General features: G+C 70.5%; 17 protein-coding genes. 9 read left to right on the top strand and 8 right to left on the bottom strand.

Translation table 11 applies throughout. The features are described 5' to 3' along the window. Nucleotides 1-17 precede the first annotated feature (17 nt). Genes AC1DW3_RS16395 through AC1DW3_RS16380 form a run of 4 tightly spaced genes read left to right on the top strand, consistent with a single transcriptional unit; the run spans nt 18 to nt 4,703 of the window. Complete coding sequence (locus AC1DW3_RS16395) at nt 18-1,298, top strand: MFS transporter (protein ID WP_477932763.1); 1,281 nt, start codon at nt 18-20, stop codon at nt 1,296-1,298. After that, entirely contained in the window at nt 1,295-2,356 is a 1,062-nt protein-coding gene (locus AC1DW3_RS16390; protein ID WP_477932761.1) for a dipeptidase, read from the top strand. Before AC1DW3_RS16395 ends, AC1DW3_RS16390 begins: the two co-directional genes overlap by 4 nt. Then, entirely contained in the window at nt 2,353-4,314 is a 1,962-nt protein-coding gene (locus AC1DW3_RS16385; RefSeq protein ID WP_477932759.1) for an amidohydrolase family protein, read from the top strand. The genes AC1DW3_RS16390 and AC1DW3_RS16385 overlap by 4 nt, the downstream gene beginning before the upstream one ends. Further along, a complete protein-coding gene (locus AC1DW3_RS16380; protein ID WP_477932757.1) occupies nt 4,311-4,703 on the top strand; it encodes a RidA family protein in 393 nt (130 codons plus the stop codon). Before AC1DW3_RS16385 ends, AC1DW3_RS16380 begins: the two co-directional genes overlap by 4 nt. Here the strand turns inward: AC1DW3_RS16380 and AC1DW3_RS16375 are convergent. The 8 genes from AC1DW3_RS16375 to AC1DW3_RS16340 form a co-directional block, all read right to left on the bottom strand. Next, entirely contained in the window at nt 4,700-5,452 is a 753-nt protein-coding gene (locus AC1DW3_RS16375; protein WP_477932755.1) for a substrate-binding periplasmic protein, read from the bottom strand. The genes AC1DW3_RS16380 and AC1DW3_RS16375 overlap by 4 nt on opposite strands. A gap of 94 nt (nt 5,453-5,546) precedes the next feature. Beyond that, complete coding sequence (locus tag AC1DW3_RS16370) at nt 5,547-6,344, bottom strand: LytTR family transcriptional regulator DNA-binding domain-containing protein (RefSeq protein WP_477932753.1); 798 nt, start codon at nt 6,342-6,344, stop codon at nt 5,547-5,549. A 78-nt stretch (nt 6,345-6,422) separates the two neighbouring features. Further along, nucleotides 6,423-7,262 carry an alpha/beta hydrolase gene (locus AC1DW3_RS16365; protein WP_477932751.1) on the bottom strand — a complete coding sequence of 280 codons (840 nt, stop codon included), beginning with the start codon at nt 7,260-7,262 and terminating at the stop codon, nt 6,423-6,425. Beyond that, nucleotides 7,259-8,608 (bottom strand): phenylacetate--CoA ligase family protein, encoded by a 1,350-nt coding sequence (locus AC1DW3_RS16360; RefSeq protein WP_477932749.1) that lies wholly within the window; start codon nt 8,606-8,608, stop codon nt 7,259-7,261. Before AC1DW3_RS16360 ends, AC1DW3_RS16365 begins: the two co-directional genes overlap by 4 nt. A gap of 109 nt (nt 8,609-8,717) precedes the next feature. Then, on the bottom strand, nt 8,718-9,296 hold the full coding sequence (locus AC1DW3_RS16355; protein WP_477932747.1) for an ABC-type transport auxiliary lipoprotein family protein: 579 nt from the start codon (nt 9,294-9,296) through the stop codon (nt 8,718-8,720). Then, nucleotides 9,293-10,249 (bottom strand): MlaD family protein, encoded by a 957-nt coding sequence (locus AC1DW3_RS16350; protein WP_477932745.1) that lies wholly within the window; start codon nt 10,247-10,249, stop codon nt 9,293-9,295. The genes AC1DW3_RS16355 and AC1DW3_RS16350 overlap by 4 nt, the downstream gene beginning before the upstream one ends. A gap of 5 nt (nt 10,250-10,254) precedes the next feature. Further along, the gene (locus AC1DW3_RS16345; protein WP_477932743.1) at nt 10,255-11,103 is read right to left on the bottom strand and encodes an ABC transporter ATP-binding protein; all 849 of its coding nucleotides are present in this window, start codon (nt 11,101-11,103) and stop codon (nt 10,255-10,257) included. Next, entirely contained in the window at nt 11,104-12,282 is a 1,179-nt protein-coding gene (locus AC1DW3_RS16340) for an MlaE family ABC transporter permease (RefSeq protein ID WP_477932741.1), read from the bottom strand. A gap of 85 nt (nt 12,283-12,367) precedes the next feature. Here AC1DW3_RS16340 and AC1DW3_RS16335 point away from each other — a divergent pair, with 85 nt between their 5' ends. From AC1DW3_RS16335 to AC1DW3_RS16315, 5 genes are all read left to right on the top strand, one after another. Beyond that, entirely contained in the window at nt 12,368-14,575 is a 2,208-nt protein-coding gene (locus AC1DW3_RS16335) for a phospholipase C/P1 nuclease family protein (protein WP_477932739.1), read from the top strand. Between the two features lie 95 nt (nt 14,576-14,670). Further along, nucleotides 14,671-15,306, top strand: a complete 636-nt coding sequence (locus AC1DW3_RS16330; protein WP_477932737.1) for an RNA polymerase sigma factor — start codon at nt 14,671-14,673, stop codon at nt 15,304-15,306. Next, nucleotides 15,306-15,929 carry a zf-HC2 domain-containing protein gene (locus AC1DW3_RS16325; protein WP_477932736.1) on the top strand — a complete coding sequence of 208 codons (624 nt, stop codon included), beginning with the start codon at nt 15,306-15,308 and terminating at the stop codon, nt 15,927-15,929. The genes AC1DW3_RS16330 and AC1DW3_RS16325 overlap by 1 nt, the downstream gene beginning before the upstream one ends. After that, nucleotides 15,926-17,128: a S8 family peptidase gene (locus AC1DW3_RS16320; RefSeq protein WP_477932734.1), complete on the top strand. Its 1,203-nt coding sequence runs from the start codon at nt 15,926-15,928 to the stop codon at nt 17,126-17,128. Before AC1DW3_RS16325 ends, AC1DW3_RS16320 begins: the two co-directional genes overlap by 4 nt. Further along, complete coding sequence (locus AC1DW3_RS16315; RefSeq protein ID WP_477932732.1) at nt 17,128-17,835, top strand: TorF family putative porin; 708 nt, start codon at nt 17,128-17,130, stop codon at nt 17,833-17,835. Before AC1DW3_RS16320 ends, AC1DW3_RS16315 begins: the two co-directional genes overlap by 1 nt. Nucleotides 17,836-18,031: the final 196 nt, after the last annotated feature.

The raw sequence follows: 18,031 nt of genomic DNA, 5'->3' as shown, positions 1-18,031 counted from the left end.
CGAAGAAGGTTGAGGCGATGCGACTGCCGAATCTGCTGGCGTCCCCCAAGGGGCGTATTGCGGCGTTCTTCCTGATGTACCTGACCGAAGGCCTGCCCATCGGCTTTGCGATGACGACCGTTGCGACCCAACTGCGCCGCCAGGGCGTGGGCACGGCCGAAATCGGCGGCTTCCTCGGCCTGGTGCTGCTGCCCTGGGCCTTCAAATGGGTCTACGGCCCCTTCATCGACCTGATCGCCTCCAGGCGCCTGGGGCCGCGCCGCGGCTGGATCCTCGGCGCGCAGGGAATGATGGTGCTGACGCTGCTGCCGCTGGCCAGCTTGGACCTGACCACCCAGCTCGGTCTCTTCACGGCCCTGCTCGTCGTGCACAACCTGTTCGGCGCGGTGCAGGACGTGGCCGTCGACGCGCTCGCGGTGACGACGCTGCGCGAAGACGAGCGTGCCTTCGCCAGCGGCATGATGTTCGGCGGCCAGTCCCTGGGCGTGCTGGTGGGCGGCGGCGGCGCATTGCTGTTGATCGGCAGCATCGGCTTCAACCTCTGCATCGTCGTGCTGGCGCTGATCATCGCGACCGTCATGGGCGTCGTCGTGCTGCCCATGCGCGAGGCGACGCCGGCCGCTGCCGATGAGCCCGCTTCGGCCGGCGTGGCCGCAGCGGGCAGCGAGGTGCTCGCTTTCCTGCGCCAGGCCCTGCAGGCCCTGCTCGGTTCGCGCCTGGCCGTGGCCGGCCTGCTGTTCGCCGTCCTGCCCATCTCGGCCATGGCTTTGGCGCGCGGGCTGCAATCCAATCTGGCGGTCGACCTCGGCCTCAGCAACGGTCAGATCGGCTGGCTCGCCACGGCCTCGCAGGCGGCCACCGCCGTCACCTGCATCGTCGGCGGCTGGCTGTCGGACCGCGTCAACCTGCGCCGTGCGATGGCTGTCTACGTCAGCGTGCTCAGCCTGCCGGGCCTGGCCCTGATGTTCGAGCTGCAGCGCCAGGGCTGGGCGCCCGGCCAGGCGGCATCGGCCAGCCTGGTCACCGCCTTCATGGCCGCCGTCGTCATCTACCAGTTGCTGTTCGGCTTCATCTACGGCGCGCGCGTGGCCCTCTTCATCGGCATCACCCAGCCGGCCGTGGCCGCCACGCAGTTCGCCGCCTACATGGCGCTGACCAATCTCTCCATCACCTACAGCGTGGTCTGGCAGGGCTATGCGGTCCAGCATTGGGGCTATGCCATGACGCTGGGCCTGGATGCCCTGGTCGGCTTGAGCTGTCTTCTTCTATTGCCGCTGTTGCGGACCAAGACCCCATGAATCTCGTCATCAACGCCCTGGGCGTCCTCGACAACCCCAACATCCGCATCCAGCCCAGCGCCGGTGACCGCAGCGCCATGGCCTACACCAGCACCGGCCAGAGCGTCGACGACCGCTCGCTGGGCGACGCGCGCGCGGCGGGCCTCACGGCCGTCAACATCACGCTCGGCCATGTGGCAGGCAGTGCCGAGCCCTTCGAAGCGACGGTGGCCGATATCGCGGGCTGGGACGCCTTCATCCGCGCCCGCCCCATGGCGCTGCGCAAAGTGCTGACCGCGAGCGACATCGACGCGGCGCGCGCCGCGGGCCAGATCGGCGTCATCTACGGCTTCCAGAACACCGAGATGCTGGGCCGCAGCAGCGACCGGATCGCGCTGTTCGTCAACCTCGGCGTACGCGTCATCCAGCTCACCTACAACGGCCGCAACGCCGTCGGCTGCGGCGCCACGGTGGCCGACGACACCGGCCTGAGCGCCTTCGGTGCCGAGGTCGTCGAGCGCCTGCAGGCCGAGAGCGTGCTGGTGGACCTCAGCCACAGCAGCGAGCAGACCTGCCTGGACACGCTGCGTCTGGCGCGCCGGCCCGTGGCCATCACGCACAGCGGCTGCCGCGCCGTGGCCGACCACCCGCGCAACAAGAGCGACGCCGAGCTGCGCCTGCTGGCCGACAAGGGCGGCGTCGTCGGCCTCTACTTCATGCCCTATCTGCGCCTGGCCGGCCAGCCGCTGGCCTCCGACCTGGTCATGCATCTGGAGCACGCGCTGGACGTCTGCGGCGAAGACCATGTCGGCCTGGGCACCGATGGCGGCACCACGGCCATCGACGACATGGCGGCCTACCGCGCCATGCTCGCGGCCGAGACCGAGCTGCGGCGCAGCATGGGCATAGGCGCACCGGGCGAGACGCCTGACGTCAGCCTCTTCCTGCCCGACCTCTGCGGGCCGACGCAGTTCATCGAGCTGGCCGAGTTGCTCGCGGCGCGCGGCCACCCGGCGGCGCGCATAGCCAAAATCCTGGGCGGCAATTTCCGCCGCGTGATGCAGGAGGCCTGGCAATGAAGCTGCTCATCCTTGCTCTGGCCTTGCTCAGCGGCGCCGTCTGCGCGCGCGAAGACCAGGTGCAGATCCACGGCAACGCCGCCGGCACGCAGACGCTGACGACGCCCGAACCCGGTGTCACCGCTGCCAACTACCGCTTCAACGACCGCGGCCGCGGCGACGTCATCGAGGCGCGCTGGCGCCTCGACGCGCGCGGCCTGCCGACGCACTACGACGCCAAGGGCAACGACTACTGGAAGGTCGAGTTCAGCGAGCATTTCGAGCGCGACGCCACGGGTCTGGCGCGCTGGAAGAACCGCATCGAAACGGGCGAAACCCGCGCGGCCGGCTTCTACCTGCCGGCCAACCCGCCGCCCGAGTTCATGGGCGTGCTGGCCCGCGCGCTGCTGAAGGCCCCCGGGCGACGGCTGAAGCTGCTGCCGGCCGGCGAAGCCTGGCTGGAGGGTGGGGCCGACGTCGACGCCGCCGGCCGCAAGCTGACGCTCTACCGCATCGGCGGCATCGAGTTCACGCCCCTGCCCGTCTGGCTGGACGACCGGGGTGATACCGCGGGCGTCATCGACGACTGGTTCGAGGTGCTGGAGGCCCCGCTGCTGCCGGCGCTGGCCGAACTGCAGCGCGCCCAGCAGGCCGCCGACCAGGCCTGGCATGCGGGCCTGGCGCAGCAGCACACTCACAAACCTCAGGGCGCGCTGCTGATCCGCAACGCCAGGCTGTTCGATCCCGCCAGCCTCAGCGTGCGCCCCGGCATGAGCGTGCTCGTGCGCGGCGAGCGCATCGTCCGCGTCGAGCCCGATGCCGATCTCGAGGTGCCACCCGGTGCCGAAGTCATCGCCGCCAATGGCCGCTTGCTGATGCCGGGGCTGTGGGATGTGCACCAGCACTTCAGCAATGTCGATGGCGTCTTCGACCTCATCGCCGGCGTGACGAGTGCGCGCGACATGGCCAACGACAACCTGCCGATGCTGGCCCGCGTGAAGCGCTTCGATGCCGGCACCGAGCTGGGCCCGCGCGTGACGCTGGCCGGCATCATCGAAGGCATGGGCCCCCTGGCCGGACCGACCGACGTGAAGGTCGACACGGCCGAGAAGGCGCGCGCCGCGGTGGACTGGTATGCCGACCACGGCTATGCCCAGGTCAAGATCTATTCGTCCTTCAGCCCGGCCCTGGTGGCCACCGTGGCCGACCGCGCCCACGAGCGCGGCCTGCGCGTCAGCGGCCATGTGCCTGCCTTCACCCATGCGCGCGCCTTCGTCGAGGCCGGTGCCGACGAGATCCAGCACCTGAACTTCATCCTGCTGAACTTCTTCCCCGACGTGAAGGACACGCGCAGCCGCGACCGCTACACGGTGCTGGCCGACCGCCTCGCACAGTTCGATTTCAACGACGGTCGCTTCAATGACTTCGTCGCCTTCCTGCGCCAGCACCACACCGTGCTGGACCCGACCATGGTGGTGCTGGAAGGGCTGTTCTCGGGCGAACCGGCGCGCGCCGCGCCGGCGCTGCGGCCGGTGGTGCAGCGTTTCCCGACGGTGGTGAGGCGCCGCCAGCTGTCCGGCGCCGTCGCCGTGCCGGCTGGCAAGGAAGCCGTCTACGCCCAGGCCCTGCCGGGCCTGCTGCGCATGCTCAAGCGCCTGCACGACGGCGGCGTGACCATCATGCCGGGCAGCGATGGCTTCTCCGGCTACAGCCTGCACCGTGAACTGGAGCTCTATGCCCAGGCCGGCATCGCCAACGCCGAGGTGCTGCGCATCGCGACGCTCACGCCCGCCCGCGTGCTCGGCGTCGAGAAAGACCGCGGCACGATCACGCCGGGCAAGCTGGCCGACATGATCCTCGTCGACGGCGACCCGCTCACCAACATGGGCGACATCCGCCGCGTCTACCGCACCATCAAGGGCGGCCAGGTCCATGACCCCGCCGCCCTCGAACAAGCCATGGGGATGAGCCCACGATGAAGATCGAACGATTCAACAGCGGTCAGGTCGTACCTGCGACCGTGCCCTTTCCCGAAGGCGTGCGCGTCGGCTCCATGCTCTATCTGTCCGGCCAGCTCGGCAACGTACCCGGCCAGCTCAAGCTCGTCGAAGGCGGCCTGCGCGCCGAGGCGCGGCAGACGCTGGAGAACATCCGCAGCGTGCTGCGCGGCCAGGGGCTGGACCTGCAGCACCTGGTGCGCTGCACGGTGATGCTGGCCGACATGGCCGACTGGCCGGCCTTCAACGAGGTCTACCGCGAGTTCTTCGGCAGCACGCCGTTGCCGGCACGCAGCGCGCTGGGCTGCAACGGCCTGGCGCTGGGCGCCCGCGTCGAGATCGAGTGCATCGCCGCGGCTGAAGGAGACTAGGCCTGCTCGCGCAGAGCGGCCGCCTCGTGCTGCGCGGTCAGCTGCTCCAGCTCGCCGCTGTCGCGCAGGCGGCGGATGAGCTCGGCCAGGCGCGGTGCCAGGTCCTTGCGGCGGACATGCAGGTAGTGATGCAGATCGAAGCGGGCCAGATCGGGTGAGGCGTCCAGGTCCTTGATGCTCAGGCTCGTCATCGCCGATTGGGCCGACAGCGTCGTGCAGATCGCCAGGTCGACCCGGCCGGCTGTCAGCATGCGGAACAGTTGCGGTGGGTTCTGCGTCAGGGTCAGCGCCGGGTGGTTCTCGGTCAGCTCCTGCGCGTAGGCCATGCCGCGGATGGAGCCCACCGAGTAATGCTTCAGGTCGTCGCGCGTCTGCACGCTGGCGGCGCGCGAAGGCATGGAGTAGGCGCGCACGCTGACCCGGTAGTAGGGCGGGTCCACGCGCAGCAATTGCGGGTAGGTCTGGCCATAGCTCGCGATGCGGACCAGCTCGCCGTCCGCCTTCTCGCTCAAGGTCACCAGGCTGGCGCGCGACGGCGGCAGCACGTCGATCTGCAGGCCCAGGCCGGCGCGGCGGTAGATCTCGGCCAGCAGCCGTGCGGCCACGGCGCTCGCGCCGGTCTTGTTGACGGCGGTGATGACCAGGGTCTCCAGTGCATAGGACCGAGGCGCGGCCAAGCCCAGCAGCGCGGCGGCCATCAGCCGGCGCCGGACGGCGGATTCGGGAAGCTCCGCAAAGCCCAAGTCCATGTCTCACCCCGTGGCGCGTCATGCGCTCTGTCACGAAGGTAGCGCATCGGGGCCTGCCTGGGCAGCTCAGCGGAGGTGAATCATCCCTCGGTCATCAAGCAGAGCCGTCGCCGGGGCCCCTCGGATCGTCCAGACGCCATGGTGCGCTCCAGCGGCTGGGAGTGGGCGGCTGGTCGGCCGACGCCCCCGGTGTGTCCAGCGCCTGAAGCGCTGCTTCCAGCGCCGGCCGGAACTGCGGACCGCAGGCCAGCCGGGTGCCGTTGTCCAGCAGCAGCGTTGCGCGGCGCTTGTCGTGAAGCAGCACTTCCAGCACATGAGCCGGCGCCACGGCAACGCGGTTCTGGCAGCGCAGCATGGCGCCGGGCGGCAGATCGTCCAGCAGCCCGCCGAGACGGCGATGCAGTACATGGTGTTCACCAAAGCCGTGCAGCAGCACGGTCGCGTGGCGGGCGTCGGGCAGCTCCAGCCAACGGATGTCGGCGAGGTCCAGCGTCGTGAAGCGACCGTGCTCGAGCACGATGAGATGGCGCACCTCCACGCCCAGCCGGCGCCGCGGCAGGCCGCGCAGCGCGGCGTTGACGCGCTGCGGGTCATCGGCAGCCAGGCAGCGCCGCACGACTTCCAGCGTGAGCCAGACGATCTGGGGTGCGGGGTCGTGCAGCGAGGCGGCCAGCTCGGCCGCGCCCACGGGTTTGAGGCCGGGGTCCAGCAGCATCAGCTCGGGTTGCATGGCCAGCGCCATCGTCAGCGCCTCGGTGGCCGTATGGGCCTGATCCAGCACCTTCAGCGCGGCGCCGTCGATCAGGCGCTGGGCCAGGGCACAGGCCGGACTGTCCGACGGGGCGACGACGAGCGTGCGCACGGCGGGACACGGGCCTGGCAGAACTTCCATGCCCGGGATGATGGGCTTGGAGGCCCCCTCTGCCTTTGGTCATGAGCGCCCCCCGTCCAGCCTTCGCGGCCGGAGGTGTCAGCGTTGCGCCGGCGCGGCCAGCGCAGCGAGTGCCGCCGTCATCTGCTGCGGGTAGTCCGGCCACTGCTGCAGGTCGTTGTGCCCACCGCCCGCGATGCGGACGAGCCGAGCTTGCGGCGCCAGCGCCTGCAGCTTGAGGCTTTGCGCAAACGGGATGACTTCGTCCCGGTCGCCATGCACCAGCATCAGCGGGCCGCGCAGGCGCTGCACCGCCTGGTCGGTGCGCAGCGGGTAGCGCAGGGCCTGCGGTGGCAGCCAGGGGAAGTGCTCACTGGCCAGGCCGGCGATGCTGGCATAGGGCGAGACCAGCACCGTCAGGTCAGGTTGCACCGTCGCCGCCAGCGTCGCCGCCAAGCCGGTGCCCAGCGAGCGGCCATAGATGACGATGCGCTTGCCGGCATAGCGGGCCGCCACCTCGCGCCAGACGGCCATCACGTCGGCGTGCAGCTGGGCTTCGCTCTCGATGCGGCCCGTGCTCTTGCCGAAGCCGCGGTAGTCAGGCATGACGAGATCGAAGCCGGCGCGGCGGTAGAAGTCGGTGTCGGTGAACCAGCTCTGCAGATTGCCCGCGTTGCCGTGCAGGAAGAAGACGACGCCGCGCGGCTCGGGCAGGCGCAGCTCCAGCACCGACAGCCGCGCGCCGGGCACGTCGACAAAACGTTCGTGCACATCCGGCGCGTCGGCCAGACGCGTTGCGGCGGGCAGCGGCTCGGCATGGAAGAGCAGGCTCTCCTGCTTGAACCACAGCGCCGCCGTCGCCGCCGACCAGGCGAAGCCGGGCAGCAGCACGGCGGCCAGCGCGAGGCGGGTCCAGCGGCGGCGCGTCGGGCGCGTCATGAGGGCAGGGCGACGATGAGGGGCGCCTTGCCACTGGCGCCACGGGGCAGTTCGGCCACCCAGCGCAGGTCCAGGCGCTGCGGTGCGGCGCCGCGGCTTTGCAGCAGATCGGCCAGGCGGTGCCGCAGCGTGCTGGCATCGCGGTCGCTGGGCTGGCCGGTCAGCAGCACGGTGATCGCGTCGGCCGACTCCTGGCGCAGCTGCCAGCCGGTGGCGGGCACCTGCTCCAGCAACTGGTGCACGAGGTTGGGGTGGATGTCGACGGCCGCGCCGCCGTTGGCCGCCGGCAGATGCAGGGCCTCCTCGACACGGCCCTCGACGCGCGCCAGGCGCCTGAAGGGACGGCCGCAGCGGCAGCGGCCCGGCAGCTCGCGCAGGCCGTCGCTGATCTCGTAGCGGATCAGCGGTTGGGTGTGGCGGTCCAGCACGGTGACGAGCAGGCGCGCGCCGGATTCGCCCGGCGGCACGGCGCGGCCGTCGGCGTCGACGATCTCGAAGATCGCGCGGTCTTCCAGCAGGTGCAGGCTGCCTTCGCGGCACTCGGTCGCGATGGGGGCGTATTCGGTCGCGCCATAGGTGTTGAAGACGGGAATGCCCCAGGCGGCTGCTACCCGCGCGCGCGTCGCCTCGGGCAGCAGCTCGGCGCTGGTGCCGACGTGGCGCAGCGGGATGTGCAGCCGCCCGGCGAGCTGCTCGTCGGCCAGCTGGCGCAGGATGGACGGGTAGAGGGCCATCGACACCGGCTGCCAGTCGTTCAGCCGCGCGACGAGTTCGGCCAGCGGCAGGCCGGCGTCCAGCTTCAAGCCACGCAGCAGCGGCGTCGAGAGTGACGCGCCGACGCGGGCCGAGTAATGCCAAGCCGCACCCGAGGCGATCAGCGCCGTGCGTGGCCTGGCCAGTGGCGACGGTGCCCCCGACCACATCAGCGGCCGCATGATGGCCGCGAGGCTGGCACGCCATTCGTCGGCGTCGAACAGGAAGACGCCGCGCAGGCCCGTGGAGCCCGACGTCGACAGCGCCGTGTAGCGGCCCAGATAGGGCCGGCCCGGGTCGGGCGCGGCCAGGTGGGCCTCGACATCGGCCAGGCGGATGGCCGGGTCGGTCACGACGCGGTCGAACTCGGCCATCAACGTGGCCTTGTCGAGGATGGGCAGGGCGTCGAGTGGCGCGTCGTCCAGCCCGTAGTGGAAGCGCCGATAGAAGGGCGAGCGCTCGCGGGCCAGGCGGCGCAGTGCGGCGAGGCCCTGCTGCTGGTGGCGTTGCAGGCGTTCGGCACTCCAGCGCGAGCTGGCCTCCTGGCGGGCGCGTTGCAGGCCGACGCGCAGCAGCTGACCGAGTTGACTCATGGCCTAGCTACGCGCGCCGCCGCCGCTCGGATTCATGCCAGCCGGCTTGCATGCCGGCAGGCCTTCGTCAGGCGTCGGACAGCGCGCAGGCGCTGTCCTCGGTCCGGTCTCAGCGGCATGCCGACGCTGCTAGCCAGGCCGCCAATTGCGGCAGCCAGTCGTCCACGGCCTGGGCCAGGCCGCGCACGGCGCCGGGCGCATCGGGCGAGGCCGCTGCGCGCTCGAGGCGCCAGTGCTGCTGCAGCGGCGTGCTGGCCGTGCCGGCCGGCCACAGCGTGGCATGCAGGCGCAGCACGACCTGGCTGCTGGTGGGGCTGCTGAAGACCTGCTCGAACTCGTCGAGGTTGACGGTCAACAGCGCGGCGGGCTTGCCGCTGCAGCCCGGTGCGCCGGCCAGTTGCTCGCGCAGCCTCTGCGTCAGCAGCGCGGCCGGCGGCGCGGCCCACAGGCTGTCGCGGTAATGCTCCAGGCGCTGGGCCTGCTGGAAGGCGAGGCGGTAGGCGATGCCTTCACCGGCCAGCTGCGGCGGTGCGGTCACGTCGGCAATGCGCCAGGCCAGCGCGCCGCCGGCCGCCGTGGTCGTGGGCGCGGGGCCGAGGTCGTAGACGGCCTTGGGCGAGGCCGTCGGTGTCAGCGAGCAGGCACTCAGCGCGAGGGCGGCGGTGAGCAGGACGAAGGTTGTTTTCATTTCTTCAGACGTTCCGCAAAGCCGGCCTCACCCGGCCCGGGCGGCTGAGCGCCGCGGCCGAAGATCAGGCTCTGCGGCTGCTCGCCGAGGGCGTCGGCGGCGCGTTCGATGCTGCGGCTGGCGGCCGAGACGTCGGCCAGCACGGGGCGGGTGCGCGGCGAGGTCTCGCCCACCAGGGCGAGTTCGAGGTTGCGGCTGGTGGCCTGCACCTGCACGGCGGCCGCCTGCAGCTCGTCCAGCGCCTTGGCGCGTGTCTTGAGGTACTGGGCCAGCAACTGGCCGTCGACGGCGAGCGCCTCGATGCGGGTCAGCGCGGCCTGGGCGCGTCTGGCGGTGGCGTCCGAGTCCTTCAGCAGCGCCGGCAGCTCGCGGGCGCTCGGCTGCAGCGCAGCCATCAGCCTGCTGGTGTCATCGGCGGCCTGCTGCAGCCCGGCGAGGGTCTTGCCGAGCTGGGCGCGGTTGTCTTCGCTGAGCAGGGCGTTCAGGCGCGTGGCCGTCTCGGCAAAACCGGCAATAAGGCCAGGGCCGCTTTCGGCCAGGCGGTCCAGCAGCGTGGGCCGCAGCGGCAGGCGCGCACCCGGCGTTGCGCGTTGCAGCGCGGCCTGGGTGTCGGCTTCCTCCAGGCCGACGAAGGACAGGCCGGTGACACCCTGCAGGCCGAGCTGGGCATAGGTCTGCTTGGACACCGGGGCGGCCGCGTCGACGGCGATGCCGACGAGGATCTGGCGCGGGTCGGCGGGGTCGAAGCCTATCGTTTCGACATAGCCGACCTCCACGCCGCGCAGCTTGACGGGCGCCTTCAGATTCAGCCCCGGCACGCCGCTGCGGGCGACGACGGTGTAGCGCACACGCTCCGTGCGGTCGCCCTGGAACCAGGCGACGCTGGCGGCCAGCGCGAGGCCGAGCAGCAGCAGAAAGAGGCCGGCGGCCAGGGCGTGGGCTTTGTTTTCCATGGTCTCTAGACGTTGGCTTCTTCTCGCAGCACGGCGGGCACGCCGCCATCGTCGCTGGTGTCGTCCAGGCTGAGGCGGAAGCGCCTCACGTCCTCTTCGGCGCAGCGCTCGACATGGCCGAGGAAGAAGTTGCGCACGAAGGAATGCGGCAGGCGGGCGACTTCGGACAGCGGGCCGCTGGCGATGATGTGCTGGTCGGCCAGCACGGCGACGCGGTCGACGACGGCGAACAGCGTGTCCACGTCGTGCGTGACCATGACGACGGTCAGGCCCAGCTCCTGGCGCAGGCGCCGCAGCAGCTTGACGAACTGCTTGGCGCTGTCGGGGTCCAGGCCGGCGGTGGGTTCGTCCAGGAAGAGCAACTGCGGGTCGAGGATGAGGGCCCGCGCCAGCGACACGCGCTTGACCATGCCGCCCGACAGCTCCGACGGGCGCTTCAGCGCGTCCTCGGGCTTGAGGCCGACCTGGGCCAGCTTGAGCATGACGAGGGGTGTGACGAGGTCGGCGGGCACGCTCTTGAGCTCGCGCAGCGGCAGCGCGACGTTGTCGTAGACGCTCAGCGCCGAGAACAGCGCGCCGGCCTGGAACAGCACGCCCCAGCGGTAGCGCACCCGCTCCAGGTCGCGCACCGCGCAGCGGCCCAGCGGATGGCCGAAGATCTTCACGGTGCCGGCCCGTGGCACCTCCAGGCCCAGCAGCAGGCGCAGCAGCGTCGTCTTGCCCGAGCCCGAGCCGCCGATCAGCGCGACGACTTCGCCGCGGTGCACGGTCAGGCTGAGGTTGCGGTGGATGACATGGCCGCCATAGGCCGTCGTCACGTTGTCGACTTCGATGATGGGTTCGGTGTCGGCCACTCAAACTCCCATGTTTGAAAACAGCACCGCGAAGATCGCATCGACGACGATGACCAGCGTGATGGCCGTGACGACCGACTGCGTGACGCTCTGGCCCAGGCTCTCGGTATTGGGCTTCACGCGCAGGCCGAAATGGCAGGCCAAGAGCGCGATGAGGCCGCCGAAGAGGATGGACTTGACCCAGCCCAGCCACAGGTTCACCGGCTCGACGACGCTGGGCAGGGTGTGCACGAACTGCATCGGGTCCAGTTTGAGCTGGGCACTGGCCGCCGCCATGCCGCCGAGCAGCATCAGGGCGCTCGTCCACACGGCCACCAGCGGCAGCGAGATGGCCAGCGCGATGACCTTGGGGGCCACCAGGCGCACCGTGTGCGAGATGCCCATCACCGACAGCGCGTCCAGTTCCTGCGTGACGCGCATGACGCCGATCTGGGCCGTCATCGCCGAGCCCGAGCGGCCCGCCACGATGATGGCCGCCAGCAGCGGCCCCAGCTCGCGCAGCACGGCCAGGCCGAGGATGTTGATGACGAAGATGTCGGCGCCATAGGCCTTCAGCTGCCGCGAGATCAGATAGGACAGCGTCAGCCCGACGAGAAAGCCCACCAGGGCCGTGATCGGCAGCGCCTGGGCCCCGGTGCGATAGACATTGGCCGAGATCTCGCGCCAGCCGATCAGCGAGGGGTGGCGCAGCATCTGCACGAAGTCCAGCAGCAGGCGGCCGACGAGGGTGACCAGGTCGACCGCATGGCGGGCAAAGGCCATCAGCCTGAGGTTGGCCAGCGCGATGCCGGGGCCGAGGCTGCGCTTGCGTCTGGGCAGGGCGCCGGGCTGCATGAACTGCGAGAACAGCGTCACATGCTCGGGCAGCCACAGCAGCCGCCGTGGCGGCTTGCGGCCCCAGCCCTGCCAAAGCGTCAGCGCGCCCGCCGTGTCCAGCCGTCCCAGCTCGCGCAGGTCCCACAGCGCGTCGGGCGTCTCTTTCACGGCGGTGGCCACGCGCTGGCGGAACTCCTCGTAGCGTTCGCGCAGCGCCAGCACCGTCCAGTCGCCACTGACGCGCCATTCGCGGGCCGTGCCCACGGCGCCGCCGCCGCATTGCAATTGGGGCTCGGCATCGGCGGCGCCACCGGCCCAGACCGAGGTCTGGGTGTCCAGGGGCAGGGCGCCGGCTTCGCTCATGGCGCAACGATAGCGCTTACTCAGGCTTGATGAAGCGATGTGTTCTGGGGCTTGATAGCGTCCTGCCGTTGCATCCGGAGATTTCATGGACCGTTTCATCCGCCGCGCCGACCCCCGCACCCTCAGCGTGCGCGACCTGCTGGAGGCGCGCGACCAGTACCACGTCCACATCGCCAACCTGCCCACCGTCATCGGTACCGCCATCGGGCGCTACCGCATCCGGCTGGACGACCCCAACTACGCCGACGAGCATGCCGAGCAGACCGGCAAGGAACTCGGCGCCCGCACGCTGGACAACAGCGATTTCCGGCCCTGGTCCTGGCCCTGCATCCTCGTCTTCGTCAGCGAATGGCTGGACCGCAGCAAGCTGTCCCGCCATCCCGAGCTGGCGGTGCCGCCGGTGCTCTACCTGCCCGACGGCCGCCAGGTGCGCACCTGCCCCGTGCTGGTGAAGCCGCGCGTGACCAACCTGCCGCCGGCCGACACGGCCCTCTATGCGGCCGACAAGTTCGGCCCCAACTTTCAGGTCCATGTGGCCGACCAGGGCGCCACCCGCATGGGCGTCGCCTCGGCCATCGTCGAGGACGGCGCCTGTGCCTTCGCCCTGGTCAGCCGCCACGTGACCTCGGGCACCGAGCCCGGCGCGCCGGTGTTCGCGCTGCCGCGCGGCAAGAAGGTCGGTATCGGCCACATCACGGCGCATGGCGTCGATGCGCTGCCGCTGGCCGACATCTATCCCGGTTTCGCCGGCCGCGATGCACGCCTGACGCTGGACGCCGCCCTGGTCAAGCTCGACAGCGTCGGGGCGACGAACTCCCAGTACCTCGGCGTCGGCAGCTTCGGCCCGGTCATCGACCTCAGCTCCGACAAGATGAGCCTCAACCTCATCGGTTGCCCGCTGTTCACGGTGCTGCCGGGTGGCATCCGCACCGAGGGCCGCGTGCACGGCCTGTTCTACCGCCATGCCAGCATGGGCGGGGTGGATTCGCTGTCTGAATTCCTGATCGGCCCGCGCCGCCCCCGCGATACCGTGCAGTCGCGGCCGGGCGACTCGGGTGTCACCTGGTTCTGGGACGAGATGGCCGACCGCACGGCCAAGGACAAGGACCTGCCGCCGCCCACGCAGTTCCGGCCATTGGCCGTCCAATGGGGTGGCCACGGTTTTGGCGCGCTGAATTCCAGCCGCGCCACCGAGTTCGCACTGGCCAGCGGATTCAGCTCGCTGTGCAAGGCGCTGAACGTCGAGCTGGTGCAGGACTGGCGCACGGGCCAGAGCCGCTACTGGGGCAAGGTCGGCCACTACAACGTCGGCTTCGCGGCCTGCTTCGCACTGCAGACGAACAAGGCCAAGGCCGTCTTCAAGGCCAACGCGGCGGCCATCGGTGTCAGCGACGAGGACATCGTCGCCGGCAATCTGCCGGGTGCCACGCAGACGAGCCAGTTCATCGCGCTGGCCGATGTGCCCGACCTGGTCTGGCGCCGCACCCGCGGCAAGGACAAGGCCAATCACTTCGCCGACATGGACGAGGCCGGCAGCGGCCCCTTCGCCGGCAAGACGCTGATGCAGCTCTGGCAGCAGGCCCCGGCCACGCGCGACCCCCAGGTCTGGGACCAGTTCTACAGCAGCATCGATCCCGACCGCAAACCCCAGTACCGCGGCGCGCTGCCCTTTCGCGTCGCCGAGCTCTACAAGGTCATGGTGCAGGCCGCGGCCGCCAGGCAGCTGGATGCCTATGTCTGCGCCGCCGGCGTGCTGGCCCACTACATCGGCGATGCCTGCCAGCCCTTGCACCTCTCCCACCTTCACCACGGCCAGTCGGACGACCCGGACGACGACAAGGTGCATGCCGTCTACGAGGACGACATGCTGGACCAGGCCGCCGAGGAAGTGGTGGCCGGCGTCAAGCAGCGCGTGACCGACGCGCCGGCCCGGCCGCTGTTCAAGGGCGCCATGGCGGCGGCCGACGCCATCGTGCAGCTGATGCACCGCACCATCACGGAGCTGCCACCCCAGGAGATCCTGGAGGTCTTCGAGCGCGTGCACGGCCGTGGCCAGGCGGCGGCGATGTGGTCGGCGCTGGGCGCGCGCACGCTGAACCGCATGGCCGACGGCGCCGTCACGCTGGCCACGGTCTGGCAGTCGGCCTGGAAGGAAGGCAAGGGGGAGCAGAACTTCACGCTGGCCGCCTGCCGGGTGGCGGTGCCCACGCCGCGCCTGAAAAAGCTCTATGACACCAAGGGTTTTGCCGAATCCCGCTGGCTGCGCGAGATGACACTGGCCTACTTTTCGTGACGGAATCCCCTGGGTAGAGGGGGCTCGCTACCATCGCTTTTGAACCTCCGGGCACTCCGCCGGGACTCATGGGCAATGGAACCCCGCAGGCGAGCATGTTGAAGTGGCCCAGCATCAGGAAAAAGCGCGATGACGCGCCGACGACGCCTGCGAGCTCGGTTCGTGGCCCGGCCGCCGAGGCGTTGGAGCTGGCCCTGCTGGAGGGCATCAGGCGCGGCCAGCGGGCGGAATTCGACGCCCTCTACCGGATTTATCACCCCCGGCTGTGGCGTTTCCTGTCGCATCTGATGCGCCAGCCCGAGGCCATCGAGGAGGTGCTGAACGACACCCTGATGGTGGTCTGGCAGCGCTCGGACAGCTTCGACGGGCGCAGCAAGCTGTCGACCTGGATTTTCGGCATCGCCTACCGCAAGGCGCTGAAGGCGCTGAGCCGCCAGGACCTGCCGGTCGATGGCGACGCCGTGGACGAGCCAGCCGACCCCGGGCCCGGGCCGGAGCAGCGCCTGGGCCTGGCGCAGTTGCGCGGCCGGCTGCGGAGCGCCATGGCGGAGCTGTCGCCGGAGCACCGCGCCGTCGTCGAACTCTGCTATTTCCATGACATGGCCTATGCCGAGATTGCCGACGTCGTCGGCTGCCCCGCCGAAACCGTGAAGACGCGGATGTTTTATGCCCGGCGCCGGCTGCGGCTCCTGCTGGATGACCTGGCGGGGCTGGAGCAAGGAGAACAATGATGAGTGTGGTGATCCCCATGGAACATGACGAGCACGCTGCCATGCAGGCCCTGCTGCCCTGGTATGCGCGTGGCCAGCTCGGCGAGGACGAAACGGGCCAGGTGCAGCGCCATCTGCTGCACTGCCAGGGCTGCCGCAACGAGCTGGCGGCCGAGCAGCCCATGCAGACGCTGCTGAGCGTGGCGGGCGCCCCGGCGCAGGGCGGCGACGTGGACGCGGGCCTCGCGAAGATGCATGCGCTGATGCAAGCGGCCCAGCCGAAACCCGCGAAACCCGCCCGCGCGGTGCGTTGGATGCCCTGGGTGCTGGGTTTGCAGGGGGCTGCCGTCGCGCTGCTGCTGGTGCTGGTGCTGACACCGCGCCAGGATGACCCGGCGGCCTATCAGGGCTTGTCTGCCGCCGGCACGGCGCCGGTCGTGGCCGACGCCCTGGTCATGTTCAAGCCGGGCACCACCGAGAAGGCGGTGCGCCAGTTGCTGCAGGCCCAAGGTGCCGGCGTGGTTGCCGGGCCGACCGAGACCGGCGCCTGGCTGCTGCGCGTCGATGCCCGGGGTCTGGCGGCCCTGCGCACGGCGCCCATCGTGCAATTGGCAGAACCGCTGCAACCGGGGCCGACGCGATGAAACTCTGGCTCAGCCTGTTCGCGCTGTTGCTGAGCTGCCTTGGCAGTCCGGCGCACGCCCAGGCCGAAGAGGCCCAGCGCCAGGTCCTCGTCATGCTGCAGCTGCCCAAGGCCCATTACCGGCCCGACGGCAGCTATGCCGGCACCTATGGCGAGGGTGTGGGGCGGCAATCGCGCCAGCAGGTTGCCCAGGCCCTGGCCCAGGCCCACAAGCTGGAAATGCGCAGCGAATGGGCCATGCCACTGGCCGGGGTGGACTGCTTCGTCATGCGCCTGCCCGAAGGCGACACGCGCTCGCCGGCCAAGGTCGCCGAGGCCGTGGCCGAAGACAGGCGTGTCGCCTGGGCTCAGCCCGTCAGCCTCTACCGCGCCCAGGGCAGCCAGCAGGAGCCGCTCTATCCCGCCCAGCCGGCCGCGCGCCAATGGCATCTGGCCGAACTGCACCAGTTGGCCACCGGCCGCGGCGTGCGCGTGGCCGTCGTCGACAGCGGCGTGGAAGCCAGCCATCCCGACCTCATCGGCCAGCTGGACGTCAACCAGAACTTCGTCGACGACAAGGCGCCGCCGGCCGAGGGTCATGGCACGGCGGTCGCCGGCATCATCGCGGCCCGCGCCGACAACGGCCTGGGCATCGCCGGCATCGCACCGCAGGCCCGGCTGCTGGCGCTGCGCGCCTGCTGGCAGGCGGCAGGCACCCAGACCCTGTGCACCAGCCTGGGCCTGGCCAAGGCCTTGTACGCGGCCATCCAGCAGGGGGCCCACATCATCAACATGAGCCTGGGCGGGCCCGATGACCGCCTGCTGGCCCTGCTGATCGACCAGGCCCAGGCGCGTGGCGCCACCATCGTCGCGGCCATGCCGGGCGAGAACGGACCCTTCCCGGCCAACCACCCGGGCGTGCTCGTCGTCGGCCTCGCGCAACCGCTGCCGGCCGGTGCAGTCATTGCGCCGGGGCGTGATGTGCCCAGCACGGCGGTGGGCGGCGGCTGGTCGCTGGTGTCGGGTTCGTCCTTCGCAGCCGCGCATGCGGCCGGCCTGCTCGCGCTGGTGCGCGAGCTCGACGGCACGCGTGGCACGCTGGCCCTGAAGACGGCCCTCGTCACGGCCGGTCAGGGCCGCATCGACAGCTGCGCAACGCTGGCCCGCCATGCCGGCACCCGCGGGCCCAGCTGCAAGGCGATGGAGCAAACTCCCGACTGATGCCGCCCGCGCACCTGGCCCGACTGACGACGCTGGTCGCCACGCTGCTGGCCTGCGCGGGCGGAGCCTGGGCCGATGTCGGCGGCACGCTGTCGCTGCAGACGGATGCGCGCGAGCGGGGCATGTCCTACAGCGCCAACCGTCCGAGCGCCCAGCTCGGGCTGGCCTGGGACGGCGAGGCCGGCTGGTATGGCGGTGCGCAGCTGGCGCATGCCCGCTTTTCGCAGCGGCGAGGTGCCACGCTGCAGCTCTACGGTGGCCGTGTCTTCGGCCTGGCGCCGGGTCTGGACGGCGAGGCCGGCATCGTCGCCCATGCCTACGAGGACGTGTCCAAGTACGACTACCAGGAGGTCTACGCCGGCCTGCTGGGCGAACGCTGGAATCTGCGCGCCTATGTCTCGCCCGACTACTACGGTGTCGGCCAGCGCAGCCTCTACACCGAGTTCAACCTGCGCTGGCCGCTCGTGCCAGGTATCGCTGCGTTAGGCCATGTTGGCCTGCTACATGGCTGGGGAGGGCAGGTCTCGCCCTATGCCGAGCCGCGCGGTGCGACGCGTGCGGATCTGCGCCTGGGCGCGTCCTGGCAACTGGGCGCCAGCAGCGATCTGCAACTCGCATGGACGGCGGCCGGCCGCGGTGGGCCTTACACGTGGACCGATGCGACACGCCGCCGCGCGCTCGTGCTCGGCCTGACGGTCGCTTTCTAGGGCCTGCCAACGCCATGGCAAYGGGTCGCGTTGTGGCCAGAAAGGCCGCAGGCACRACAGCAGACCGCAAGCTGGGTKYCKACCCAGCGAGGATCTGCAACACAGCATGCGGCCTTTCTGGCCACAGCCCTTCGGGAAGGCCCATTGCCATGGCATTGGCAGGCCCTCCCTAGCTTCTCTTGAACCCGCCCGAGGC

It is taken from the genome of Roseateles sp. P2_H4, from assembly GCF_056403315.1.
This window is presented reverse-complemented; position numbering and strand designations above follow the sequence as displayed.